The organism is Mesorhizobium sp. M7A.F.Ca.US.002.01.1.1 (assembly GCF_004022955.1).
Classification (GTDB): Bacteria; Pseudomonadota; Alphaproteobacteria; order Rhizobiales; family Rhizobiaceae; genus Mesorhizobium; species Mesorhizobium ciceri.
The window spans coordinates 1-12,630 of the sequence record NZ_RZQE01000141.1; the positions used below are offsets into that span (position 1 = coordinate 1).

Consider the following 12,630-nt stretch of genomic DNA (forward strand, 5'->3'; position numbering starts at 1 on the left):
CCATCAACACCGCCGAAGCGGTGCGTTCGACGATCGCCCGGCTGAGCTCGACCTTCCCGCAAGGGGTCGAGGTCGTCTATCCCTACGACACCTCGCCTTTCGTGCGGCTGTCGATCGAGGAAGTGGTCAAGACGCTGGCCGAAGCGATCGTGCTGGTGTTCCTGGTGATGTTCATCTTCCTGCAGAATTTGCGCGCCACCATCATCCCGACGATCGCCGTGCCGGTGGTGCTGCTCGGCACGTTCGGCGTGCTGTCGCTGTTCGGCTATTCCGTCAACACACTGACCATGTTCGCCATGGTGCTGGCCATCGGCCTCTTGGTCGACGACGCCATCGTCGTCGTCGAGAATGTCGAACGCGTGATGCAGGAGGAAGGCCTGTCGCCGAAGGAGGCGACGCGCAAGTCGATGCACGAAATCACCGGCGCGCTGATCGGCATCGCCACGGTGCTTTCGGCCGTGTTCGTGCCGATGGCTTTCTTCGGCGGCTCGACCGGCATCATCTACCGGCAATTCTCGGTGACCATCGTCTCGGCGATGGTGCTGTCCGTGCTGGTCGCCCTTGTGCTGACGCCCGCACTTTGCGCCACCATCCTGCGGCCGCCCAAGGACCACGCGACGCAGACCGGCCCGTTCGGCTGGTTCAACCGTGTCTTCGACCGCGGCACGCTTGCCTACCGCGACGGCTCGCACGGCATCATCAACCGATCCTGGCGCTTCCTCGTCATGTTCCTGGCCATCGTCGTTGCCGTGGGCTGGATGTTTGCCCGGCTGCCGAGCTCGTTCCTGCCGGAAGAGGACCAGGGCATCCTGATCACCAGCGTGCAGCTGCCGGTCGGCGCGACGCAGGATCGCACGGAGCGCGTGCTGGCAGAAGTGACCGACCATTATCTCAACCAGGAGAAGGACGTCGTCGACGGGGTGTTCACCGCCTCCGGCTTCGGCTTCGGCGGCGCAGGGCAGAATGTCGGCATCGCTTTCGTGCGGCTGAAGGATTTCGACCTGCGCAAATCGCCGGCTTCCGCCGCGCAGGCCATCGCCGGCCGGGCGATGGGCGCGTTTTCGAAGATCAGGGACGCGCAGGTCTTCGCGCTCGCGCCTCCCGCCATCCAGGGCTTCGGCAATACCAACGGCTTCGACTTCTACCTGCAGGACGTCAACGGCGCCGGCCATGACGCGCTGATCCAGACGCGCAACCAGCTTCTGGCCCTGGCCGGGCAGAGCAAGGTGCTCGCCAACACAAGGCCCAACGGCCAGGAAGACCAGCCGCAATTCTCGGTCGACATCGACCAGGAGAAGGCCAGCGCGCTGGGCGTCAGCCTGGCCGACATCAACAACACGCTTTCGACCGCCTGGGGCAGCGATTACGTCAACGACTTCATCGATCGCGGGCGGGTGAAACCGGTCTATCTGCAGTCGGACCCGAACTTCCGCATGCAGCCGGAAGATTTGGACAAATGGCAGGTCCGCAACGCCAGCGGCGCCATGGTGCCGTTCTCGGCCTTTGCCTCCAGCCACTGGACATTCGGCTCGCCCAGGCTGGAGCGCTACAATGGTTCGGCGGCGGTCGAGATCCAGGGCGCGGCGGCCACGGGCGTCAGCTCGGGTGCCGCCATGGACGAGATCGACAAGCTCGTCGCGCAACTGCCCGCCGGCTATTCGCACGAGTGGACCGGGCTGTCGCACCAGGAGAAGCTTTCCGGCAACCAGGCGCTGTCGCTCTACGCGATTTCGGCGCTGGTCGTGTTCCTGTGCCTGGCCGCACTCTACGAGAGCTGGTCGATCCCGTTCGCGGTCATGCTGTCGGTGCCGATCGGCATCTTCGGCGCGCTGCTGGCGGCCAGCCTGTTCGGCCAGTCCAACGACGTTTATTTCAAGGTCGGCCTTTTGACCACGATCGGTCTCGCCGCCAAGAACGCCATCCTCATCGTCGAGTTCGCCATCGAGCGGCAAGCCGCCGGGATGGGGCTGGTCGAGGCGACGCTGGAGGCGGCGCGACAACGGCTGCGGCCGATCCTGATGACGTCGCTGGCCTTCATCCTCGGTGTGCTGCCGCTGGCGATCGCCAGCGGTGCGGGCTCGGGCGCGCAGAACTCGGTCGGCATCGGCGTGATGGGCGGCATGATCGCGGCGACGGTGATCGGCGTCTTCCTGGTGCCGCTATTGTTCGTCACGGTGCGGCGCATCTTCAAGGGCAGGGCGGCCAAACCAGATACGGGCGAGACGCCGGTGACGGCCACCCAGCAATAAGGAAAACTTCACATGACAGGTTTGGAACGTGGCTCGGTGGCCGCGAGGCGGCTTCTTGCGCCCATGCTCACCGCTGTCCTGCTCGCGGGATGCGTCGTCGGTCCGGATTATCAGACACCGATAATGGCAATGCCGGCGAATTGGAGCGGCCAGAAGCCGACAAAGCCTGCCCAGCCGGCACGACTGTCAAAATGGTGGCAGCGGCTACGCGATCCCGAGCTGAACACGCTTGTCGAGGAAGCGGTTGCCGGCAATCTCGATGTCGCCACCGCCAAGGCAAAAATCCGCGAGGCGCGCGCCAGCTATCGCCAGAGTGCCGGCACATTGCTGCCTTCGGCCGACGGCTCCGGCTCGGCCTCCCGCAACAAGTCGGCCGAGACCACATCAGGCTCTGACGCCACCTACAGCGAGTACCAGGCCGGCTTCGATGCAAGCTGGGAGCTCGACCTGTTCGGCGCCAACCGGAGGGGCGTAGAGGCCGCGCGCTACGGGCTGAACGCCTCGCAGGAGGAACTGCGCTCGACGCTTCTCACCCTGGTCGGCGATGTCGCTTCCTATTATACCCAGGCGCGCGGCTACCAGGCCCGCATCGCGCTCGCCCGTCGTTCGGCCGCGTCGCAAAGGCAGACCGCCGAACTTACCCGCACCATGGCGCAGGCGGGCACGGCGACCGCCGCCGATGTCGCCAAGGCGATGGGGCAGGCAGCGAGCACCGAAGCCGCCGTTCCGACGCTGGAGGCAAGTTATACGCAGGCCGTGCATCGTCTCGCGGTGTTGGCCGGCCGGCCGCCTGCCTCGCTCAACGAGCGGCTGAAGCGGGTCGCGCCCATTCCTGCACCGCGCCTGCCGATGCCCACCGGAATTCCCGCCGACCTCCTGCTATCGCGGCCCGATTTGCGCATGGCGGAGCGCCAATATGCGCAATATACCGCCAAGATCGGCCAGGCCGAAGCCGCCCGCTATCCATCGGTCAGCCTGACGGGAGACATCAGCACGGCGGCGCTGAAGCTTGGCGATCTCGGCAAGAATTCGTCGATCGGCTGGTCGTTCGGGCCGACGCTGAGTGTGCCGCTGTTCAATGCCGGCCAATTGCAGGCGGCCGTCGAGGTCGCCAAGGCGCAACGCGATCAGTATTTCATCGCTTACCGGTCTTCGGTGCTGACGGCGCTCGAGGATGTCGAGAACGCGCTGGTGCTGTTGTCGCAGGAGCGCATCCGGATCGGCAAGCTCGCCTCGTCCGCGAAGTCCTATGGCGAGGCGGCAAGTCTCGAAGGCACGCTCTACAAGGCCGGCGAGACAAGCCTCCTCGACGTGCTCGACGCCCAGCGCTCGCTCTATTCGGCCGAGGACTCGCTGCTGCAAAGCCGCGTCCTGCTGGCGACCAACTACATCGCCCTCAACAAGGCGCTCGGCGGCGGCTGGGATGGCGCGGTCGACAGCGCCAAGCCGGAGATCGTCGACGTCAAGGCCGGTCCACGGCTGGCGTCGAAGCCGGCCTCCTGAGGCGCTCTCAGGCAGCGGCGTCAATTCGGCAGACACGCCGCCATCGCCGATGCGGGGCGTGAAAATGCGGACTCCATGTTTGGCGATGGCGGGGTGATCGCATCGCTGTTATTGATGGTGCCCACACAGCATAGGCGCCGCAGATGACATCCGATACACAGAAGGCCGAAGCGGTCGGGCAGCTGCTCGAAACGCCGGACCTTGCCAGCGCGCTCGAAAGCGAACAGTTCAAGAAGTTCCTCGACCAGGTGCCGATCGCCATTGCCGTCTCGGACCTGGGTTCGAAGGAGCGTGTCGTCTATGCCAATCCGGAATTCGAGAAACTGTCCGGCCTCAAGGCGGCGATGCTCGCTCGCCAACACTGGGCGGCGCTTTCCGGCACCGGCCTGCACAAGCAGAAGGACCGGCCGCTGTTCGAGGCCGTGGTCGAGGACACTGATTTCATCGGCACGTTCCGGCTGGAGCGGAAGGAAGGCCAACCGACTATCGTCGACGTCTATTCCAACGTCATCGAGGACGACAATGGCAAGGCCTGCTTCCGGCTGGTGGCGCTGGTCGACGTTTCGGCCCATGGCGAAACCGAAGATGCGCGATCGATCGACGAGCGCATCCGTGAGAAGGACACGCTGCTGCGCGAACTCCAGCACCGGGTGAAGAACAATCTGCAGATGATCACCGCGCTGATCCGGATGGAGACGCGCAACGCGGCCGAACCGGACCAGAAGCGTTTCGAGAGGCTGGCGGGGCGCGTCGATGCGCTGGCGATCCTCTACCAGACGCTGTCGGGGGACGATGGCAAGGATGAGGTCGATCTTGGTGTCTATCTCAGCCAGATCGCGTCGGCGGTCATGAACTCGCATGCGGTCGAGGGCATCCGCCTCGACATGAAGGTCGACACCTATCCGGTGTCGATCAATGTCGCCATGCCGACCGGGCTGGTGGTGAACGAACTTTTGACCAATGCGCTCAAACATGCCTTCCAGGGGCGCGACGGCGGTACGATCACGCTGCACAGCATCGTTGACGGCGATGGCTGCCGCATCGTGGTCGCCGATGACGGCATTGGCCTGCCGGACGGCGAGAGCTGGCCCAAGCGCGGCAAACTCGGCGCGCTGATCGCCCGCTCGCTGACCGAGAATGCCAAGGCGGAGTTCGACGTGACGTCGAGCGCCGGCGAGGGCACGCGGGTGACCATCCTGTTCAAGCGCTCGGCTGCCACCGCAGCTTAGCGCGCGCGGGAGCCAAGCGGCATAGGTGGCCGTCTCCGCTTGGCTGATCTTCGACCTACTCATGACGGCCTTGCCTTCCCCGCTATCTCCCCTCGCGTCAATGCCCCTACTCCAGCGGCAGGGTAGGGTGAAACCCAGGTGCATCGATGCCAGTCGCAAGCCGCGCTTTGCCGTGCTTGACAGGCTTAATTAATTTATTAACATTAGAAAATAATAGGGAGGAAGAATGGGCGCGCACCACGGAGCGATCCTGCGAATCCTGCGCGACGACGGTCCGCAGTCGCGCGCCGAACTGGCGCGGCGCACCTCGCTGTCGCCCACCGCCCTGACCCATCTGACGGCCCATCTCCTGCGGGAAGGCACCGTGGTCGAGCTCAACCAGGCCACTGCCGGCGATGCACCCGTCGGCCGGCCGGCGATCGGCGTCGCGCTGGTGCCCGACGCCCTGTCCGTGGTTGGCGTGCACATTGGCGCGGGAACGATCGACGCGACCATCACCGACCTCAGGGCCGCCTCGAAAGCCATGGCCTCGCAGCATTTCGACACCGCCACCAGCGAACCCGCCGCGGTGATCGGCATGGTGGTGCGGATCGTCGAGCAATTGATCAAGAAGACCGGCGTCGACCGTTCGCGCCTGATCGGCCTGGGGCTCGGCGTGCCGGGACCGGTGGACACCAAGCGCCGCCGCAACCTGCAGTCGGTCAATTACGACTGGAAGGACGTGCCGTTCGCCGACGAACTCGAAACGGCGCTGCGTATGCCGGTGGTGGTCGAGCACAATGTCAGCGCGATGGCGCTGGCGGAATCGCGCTACGGCATCGGGCGCGACACGACCGCGCTGCTCTACATCTATCTGCGCACCGGCCTCGGCGCCGGCCTGGTGATCAACGGCATGCCGTTCCGTCCCGGCGGCTACGGGGCCGTCGAGCTCGGCCATGTCCAGGTGGTCGAGGATGGCGAGCGTTGCGCCTGCGGCAATGCGGGCTGCCTGGAGACATTCCTGTCCGAACGCGCGCTGGCCCGCGCCGCCCATATCGACACGCCTCATCCCAGGCGCCTGCTGGCCGCGGTGGAGAAATACCCCGACGTCTGGAACGCGGCGCTCCGGCATCTGACGACGGCCATAGCGACGGCGACCAATTTGCTCAATCCCGATCTGATCGTCTTTGGCGGTCACCTGGCCGAAGCCCCGGAAAGCTTCATCGATCATATAAGGCGGGGCGTTCCGCCACGCGTCCTGCCGCCGATGCGCGACGTGCTGCGGGTCGAGCGGTCGAGCCTTGGCCCAGGTGCCGGCGCCATCGGTGCTGCTGCGGCGGCGCTCGACCATTTTTTCTATTCGGGGGTGTCGCGATGAGCGAAGCGTCGAAGACGACACGCTCCGGCGGCGGCTCGAACGAGGATCGGGGTATCGACTATCGCGGTCTCGCGCTCAATCTCTGCGGTCTCGTCGCCGGCATCGCCATCTGGTGGGTGCTGACGGCGGGCGGCGCGGTGGGCCTGCCGCCACCGCCACAGGTTGCGTCCAGGTTTATCGATCTGATCGCAAACGGGCAGCTCGCCACCGACATCACGTCGAGCCTGGCTCGGGTGATGACCGGCTTTCTCCTCGGCGTCATCCTGGCGATCCCGGTCGGCTTCGTCATGGGCTGGTACAAGGTCGCGCGCTCGCTTATCGAGCCGTATCTGCAGTTCTTCCGCATGATCCCACCGCTGGCCATCATTCCGCTGGCGATCGTAACGATGGGCATCGACGAGACGCCAAAGGTCTTCGTCATCTTCCTGGCCTCCTTCCTGGCCAGCGTCGTCGCCACCTATCAGGGCGTCATCAGCGTCGACAAGACGATGATCAACGCCGCGCGCGTGCTCGGCGCCAAGGACATGACCATCTTCCTGCGCGTCATCATTCCCGCATCGACGCCGTTCATCCTGGTCGGCGTGCGCATCGGCCTCGGCTCGGCCTGGGCGACGCTGGTGGCCGCCGAACTGATCGCCGCGCAGACCGGCCTCGGTTTCCGCATGCAGCAGGCGCAACTCTACTACGACCTGCCGACCATCTTCGTCAGCCTGATCACCATCGGCCTTCTCGGCCTTGCCATGGATCGCATCCTTTTGGTGATCGAGCGCCGGCTGACCGTCTGGCAGGAGCGCGTGTGATGCCGCCCAAGATCGTCTTCGACAAGGTCACGCGCCGGTTCGACCTCAAGGACAATGCCTTCGTCGCGCTTGACCGGCTGTCGCTCGACATCGCCGACGGCGAATTCGTCACCGTCGTCGGTCCGTCCGGCTGCGGTAAGTCGACCGCGCTCAACATCGCGGCCGGCCTGCTGAAGCCGAGCGAGGGCACCGTGCTGGTCGATGGCAAGGCGGTCGAGGGGCCGGGTCCGGAGCGCGGCATGATCTTCCAGCAATACGCGCTGTTTCCCTGGCTCACCGTACGCCAGAACGTCGAGTTCGGGCTGCGCATCAAGGGCGAGGAAGCTTCGCGCCGCCGGCAGATCGCCGAGCGTTTCATCGATCTCGTCGGCCTTGGCGACTTCGCCGACGCGCTGCCGAAGACGCTTTCGGGCGGCATGAAGCAGCGTTGCGCGATCGCACGGGCCTATGCGGTCGATCCCTCGATCCTTTTGATGGACGAGCCCTTCGGGGCGCTCGACGCACTGACCCGCGTGCAGCTCCAGGACCAGTTGCTCGACACCTGGAGCCGGGAGCGGCGCACCGTGATGTTCATCACCCACGATGTCGACGAGGCGGTCTACCTCGCCAACCGCGTCATCGTCATGGCGGCGCGGCCCGGCAGGCTGCAGGAGATCATCGAAGTCGGCCTGCCTTACCCAAGAACCGAGGAAATCCGGCTTTCGGCGGAGTTCATGAGCATCCGCAACCGCGTCTGGCAAGCCGTTTACCACCAGTAACAGTGACAGGAGGAGAGTATGGTGACACTGACAAGACGTAACCTCATCGCATCATCGGCGGCACTTGCCGCGTTCGCTGCCTCTGGCATCCCTGCCGGAGCGGCGGGAACGGCGGCACGCATCGGCTACAACGGCGACTTCTGGGGCGCCAGCGTGGCCGGCGTCGCGGCCGACCAGGGCTTCTATGCCAAGCACGGCGTCGATGCCGATATCAAGGTCTTCACCAACGGCCCCATCCAGGTCCAGGCGCTTGGCGCCAACAGCCTGGAATTCGGCTATCTCGGACCGGGCGCGCTGTGGCTGCCGGCGAGCGGCAAGGCCAAGATCATCGCCGTCAACGATGTCGGTTTCTCGGACCGGGTGATCGCCCAAGCCGGCATCACGTCCATCGCCGGCCTCAAGGGCAAGAAGGTCGCGATCGCGGCCGGCACCTCGGGCGACATGCTGTTGCGGCTGGCGCTGCGCAAGGCCGGTATGGCGATGACCGACCTCGACATCGTGCAGATGGACCCGAGCACCATCGTGGCGGCCTTCGCCTCCAAGCAGGTCGACGCGGCCGGCATCTGGTATCCGTTCGTCGGCATCATCCAGAAGAGCGTTCCCGATCTGATGGAGCTGGCCAAGAACGACGACTTCTATCCGCAGACCACATTTCCGAGCGTCTTCATTGCCCGCAACGATTTGGTCGAGGGCAATCCCGATCTCGTCCGCAACGTGGTGCGCGCCATCAAGGACGCGCAGGATTTTCGTGCCGCCAACCAGGACAAGGCGATCGAGATCACCTCCAAGCTGCTCGGCATTCCGGCCGACCAGTTGAAGACGGAGGCCGGCTATGGCCGCTTCATGACCTCGGCCGAACTGATCAAGCTGACCAAGGACGGCACCGTGAACGGCTGGTTCTCGACGATGAACGACCTGTTCAAGACCTTCGGCAAGCTCGAGACCTCGCTCGATCCCAAGGACTATTATCTGGGCGATCAATACATTTCGGCCTGACGGCCATCTTGAAATCGCCCCTTGCAAACCGCAAGCCCCGGCAGCGAACCGGGGCCTGTTTCCTGACAATCACAGCAGCGACGAGCCATCCATGAACGTTCTCTACATCGACATCGACAGCCTCAGGCGCGACCACCTCGGCTGCTACGGCTATCATCGCAACACCTCTCCCGTCATCGACAGCCTTGCCGGCGAGGGCATCCGCTTCGAGAACGTCTATGTGTCCGATGTGCCTTGCCATCCGTCGCGCACGGCGCTGTGGAGCGGCCGCCACGGAATGCGGACCGGCGTGGTCGGCCATGGCGGCACCGCCTGCGAGCCGTTCCGCGAAGGCGCCGAGCGAGCCTGGGCCGGCACCTTCTACGAGGAAGGCTGGATGCGGGCGCTGCGCGATCTTGGCTACCACACCACGACCATCAGCAGTTTTGGCGAACGGCATGGCTGCTGGCATTGGTATGCCGGCTTTAACGAGATCATCAATCCCGGCAAGGCCGGCATGGAGAACGCCGACGAGGTTTCGGGCCTGGCGATCGACTGGCTGAAGCGCAATGGCTCGGCAAAAAAGTGGTTCCTGCATGTCAATGTCTGGGACCCGCATACACCCTATCGCGCGCCGGACGCTTTCGGCGACCCCTTCGCCGACCAACCGCTTCCCGACTGGATGACCAGGGCGGTATTCGAGAAGAGCCATGCTGGCTACGGCCCGCACAGCCCGCAGGAACCCTCGGGCTTCGACGTCGAGCCGGGCGGATCGAAATACCGGCGCATGCCGTCGCCGATCAGCGACATGGACACCGTCAAGGCCTGGTTCGACGGCTACGACACCGGCGTGCTCTATGCCGATTATCATGTCGGTCTCATCGTCGAGGAGTTGAAGCGGCAAGGCCTGTTCGACGACACGATCATCGTCATCGGCGCCGATCATGGCGAAAACCTCGGCGAGCTCAACGTCTGGGGTGATCATCAGACGGCCGACGAATTCACCTGCAACGTGCCGCTGGTCATCCGCTGGCCCGGCGCCGAGGACATGCGCGGCGTCAATGGCGGCCTTCACTATCATTTCGACTGGGCCGCCACGCTGATCGACCGGCTCGGCGGCAACGTTCCGGCGCTTTGGGACGGGCGCTCCTTTGCACCGGCGCTTGCCGCGAAGGAGGAAGGTGGCCGCGATTTCCTGGTGCTGAGCCAGGGTGCGTGGGCGGTACAGCGCGGCGTGCGGTTCCGGCTCGGCGGGGCCGACTGGCTGATGCTGCGCACCTATCATGACGGCTACAAGGATTTCGGCCCGGTCAGCCTGTTCAATCTGAGTGAGGATCCGCATGAGCAGCATGATCTCTCAGGCTCCCGAAGCGATGTGGTCGATCATGCCAGCCGGCTGCTCGAGGACTGGCGCAGCGCCATGGCCATCCGCAGCGACAGCGATGTCGACCCGCTGGTGACGGTGATCCGGGAAGGCGGGCCGTTCCATTGCCTTGGCGAGTTGCCGGCCTATCTCGAAAGACTGCGCCGGACCGGCCGCACCGATGCGGCAGCGGCCCTCGAGCAGCGCCACCCGGCACCGCCGCCACGGCGCAAATCCCTGAACTGACCGGCCGGCGGCACTTGGCCGTGCCCTAGCAGCCAGTTGCCGCTGCCTCACGACAGGCCGGCCGGTTCGCCCTATCTCCATGCCGCCGGTCGGGTTTGGACCCGGCGATATGGAGGATGGGATCACGTGACACCGACGCCGATTGCCCGTCGCGAAGCGGCGCCCTTGCCTGTCGCAGCACTGATGGGCGCCATGGTGTCGATCCAGATCGGCGCCACCTTCGCCAAAGGCCTGTTCCCGCAGATCGGCGCGCAAGGGACGACGACGCTCAGGCTGGTCATCGGTGCGCTGATGCTGATCGCGGTGCTGCGGCCCTGGCAGATGCGGCCCTCGCGTGCCACCATGCCGTGGCTGGTCGCTTATGGAGTGACGCTCGCCGCCCTCAACCTCCTGTTCTACGCAGCGCTGGCCAGGATTCCGCTCGGCATCGCGGTGGCGCTGGAGTTTACCGGCCCGCTTCTGGTGGCGACCTTGACTTCGCGACGCGCCAGCGACTTTGCCTGGATCGCGCTGGCGGTGGCCGGCATCCTGCTGTTGTCGCCCTTCGTTCGTTCCCTCGCGCCGCTTGATCCGATCGGGGTGATGCTGGCGCTGGCGGCCGGCGGCTTCTGGGCGCTCTACATCGTGCTGGCCCAGAAGGCCGGCGCGGAGCTTGGCACCCGCACCACCGCCTACGGCATGGCCATCGCCGCCGTGCTGGTGCTGCCCTTCGGTGTCGCCCAGGCGGGATCCGCGCTGCTGGCCCCGTCGATCCTGGTCAGCGCGCTACTCGTCGGCCTGTTTTCCAGCGCATTGCCGTTCTTCCTGGAGATGGTGGCGCTGACCCGCATGCCGGCGCGCATCTACGGCACGCTGACCTGCCTGGAGCCTGGGCTTGGTGCACTGGCCGGCTTCCTGTTCCTGCATGAAAGCCTGACCGCGACGCAACTGGCCGGGATCGCTGCCGTTGTTGTCGCCGCCTTCGGCACGGCGCTGACATCACGGCCGCCGGTTCCATCGCCGGAGTAGGGGAACGATTCGTCGGCACTGGGTATTTTCGAGTAATCCGAAATTCAGCCAGCCAGATCCGCGAAATCAGGCCAATCCTTGTTCAGGACGGCACTGAAATTGTCGCCTGGCGCACAAGTATTTCCGGCTCTGGACAGACCGTGATCTGGTCCAATACGGTGCGTGTCGAAGTGAAGACGCGATTGTAGAAAAGGCCGGTCGTCCCTTGCAAAAGAACGTCTTCTCATCGGCGGATCTGCCGCCGCATCTGGATCATCGCGCACGCTTCGCGCTCTGGCAGGACGTCCATGTCGCCGAGATATGGTCGGTCGAATACACGATTTCGGAAAGACTGTCGTTCGAAGCCGCGATCGAAGCCACCGCTGTCGGGTCGCTGGTGCTTGGGCAGATGGCCGGGACGATACGTCATGCCAGCCGCAAGGCGGGCAATATCGCCGCCGACGGTCGCGACGGCTATCTGTTGCTGGTCAACAATGGCGATACGGTGCTCAGCGGCACGCAGATCGGCCGCGATTATCACGTCGGCAAAGGCGAGGCCGCCCTGGTCTCGGCTTCGGAAGCGTTGCAGATGACCGGCGGCGACAGCAATGTCTGGGCCAATGTGGTGCTTCCCCGTGCCGTGCTGGAAAATGCCTTCGCTCATATAGAGGATCGGCTGGCGTTGACCGTCGGCGCCGACAATGAGGCGCTCGGCATGCTCAAGCGCTATTGCAGCTTCCTGGAAGCAGGCCCGGCCCTGGTCTCGCCCGACCTCATCGGCCACGCCACCGAAACCATCGTCGACCTGATCGGCCTGGCGACCGGCGCCAAGGGCGAAGCGGCCGAACTGGCGGGCCTGCGCGGTCTGCGCGCGGCAAGGCTGCAGGCCATACTGCAGAAGATGCGGGACAATTTCGCCGATCCCGCCATTTCGGCGCAGGGCGTTGCCGGGCAATTGCGGCTCTCGGTCCGCTATGTCCATGACCTGCTGCAGGAAACCGGGGTGAGCTTTGCCGAGCGCATTCTCGAACTGCGCTTGCAGAGGGCGCATCGGATGCTGTCCGACAGGCGCAACGACCGCATGCGGATCAGCGAGATCGCGCTGCTCAGCGGTTTTTCCGACGTGTCCTATTTCAACCGCTGCTTCCGCCGCCGCTTCGGCT

General features: G+C 65.0%; 10 protein-coding genes. All 10 read left to right on the plus strand.

Annotation, left to right across the window (positions count from 1 at the left end; all coding sequences use genetic code 11):
- A partial coding sequence (locus tag EN932_RS16010) for an efflux RND transporter permease subunit (RefSeq protein WP_128368911.1) occupies positions 1-2,249 on the plus strand: 2,249 nt, incomplete at its 5' end.
- A gap of 12 nt (positions 2,250-2,261) precedes the next feature.
- On the plus strand, positions 2,262-3,752 hold the full coding sequence (locus EN932_RS16015) for an efflux transporter outer membrane subunit (protein WP_127369601.1): 1,491 nt from the start codon (positions 2,262-2,264) through the stop codon (positions 3,750-3,752).
- Between the two features lie 143 nt (positions 3,753-3,895).
- Positions 3,896-4,981: a histidine kinase dimerization/phosphoacceptor domain -containing protein gene (locus tag EN932_RS16020; RefSeq protein ID WP_127366291.1), complete on the plus strand. Its 1,086-nt coding sequence runs from the start codon at positions 3,896-3,898 to the stop codon at positions 4,979-4,981.
- 226 nt (positions 4,982-5,207) lie between these two features.
- Positions 5,208-6,338: an ROK family transcriptional regulator gene (locus tag EN932_RS16025; protein ID WP_024501675.1), complete on the plus strand. Its 1,131-nt coding sequence runs from the start codon at positions 5,208-5,210 to the stop codon at positions 6,336-6,338.
- Positions 6,335-7,138, plus strand: coding sequence for an ABC transporter permease (locus EN932_RS16030; RefSeq protein ID WP_084015832.1), 804 nt, complete (start codon positions 6,335-6,337; stop codon positions 7,136-7,138). Before EN932_RS16025 ends, EN932_RS16030 begins: the two co-directional genes overlap by 4 nt.
- Positions 7,138-7,896, plus strand: a complete 759-nt coding sequence (locus EN932_RS16035; protein WP_127370138.1) for an ABC transporter ATP-binding protein — start codon at positions 7,138-7,140, stop codon at positions 7,894-7,896. Before EN932_RS16030 ends, EN932_RS16035 begins: the two co-directional genes overlap by 1 nt.
- 18 nt (positions 7,897-7,914) lie before the next feature.
- Positions 7,915-8,892, plus strand: a complete 978-nt coding sequence (locus EN932_RS16040) for an aliphatic sulfonate ABC transporter substrate-binding protein (RefSeq protein WP_127385815.1) — start codon at positions 7,915-7,917, stop codon at positions 8,890-8,892.
- A gap of 91 nt (positions 8,893-8,983) precedes the next feature.
- Positions 8,984-10,480: a sulfatase gene (locus tag EN932_RS16045; protein WP_127385814.1), complete on the plus strand. Its 1,497-nt coding sequence runs from the start codon at positions 8,984-8,986 to the stop codon at positions 10,478-10,480.
- A gap of 126 nt (positions 10,481-10,606) precedes the next feature.
- Entirely contained in the window at positions 10,607-11,488 is an 882-nt protein-coding gene (locus EN932_RS16050; RefSeq protein ID WP_063168594.1) for a DMT family transporter, read from the plus strand.
- A 205-nt stretch (positions 11,489-11,693) separates the two neighbouring features.
- The coding region (locus EN932_RS16055) for an AraC family transcriptional regulator (protein WP_164890501.1) at positions 11,694-12,630 on the plus strand (937 nt) is incomplete at its 3' end.

Coding starts and splice junctions, on each gene's coding strand:
- EN932_RS16015 (WP_127369601.1), top strand. CDS start 2,262: ATGACAGGTTTGGAACGTGGCTCGGTGGCCGCGAGGCGGCTTCTTGCG.
- EN932_RS16020 (WP_127366291.1), top strand. CDS start 3,896: ATGACATCCGATACACAGAAGGCCGAAGCGGTCGGGCAGCTGCTCGAA.
- EN932_RS16025 (WP_024501675.1), top strand. CDS start 5,208: ATGGGCGCGCACCACGGAGCGATCCTGCGAATCCTGCGCGACGACGGT.
- EN932_RS16030 (WP_084015832.1), top strand. CDS start 6,335: ATGAGCGAAGCGTCGAAGACGACACGCTCCGGCGGCGGCTCGAACGAG.
- EN932_RS16035 (WP_127370138.1), top strand. CDS start 7,138: ATGCCGCCCAAGATCGTCTTCGACAAGGTCACGCGCCGGTTCGACCTC.
- EN932_RS16040 (WP_127385815.1), top strand. CDS start 7,915: ATGGTGACACTGACAAGACGTAACCTCATCGCATCATCGGCGGCACTT.
- EN932_RS16045 (WP_127385814.1), top strand. CDS start 8,984: ATGAACGTTCTCTACATCGACATCGACAGCCTCAGGCGCGACCACCTC.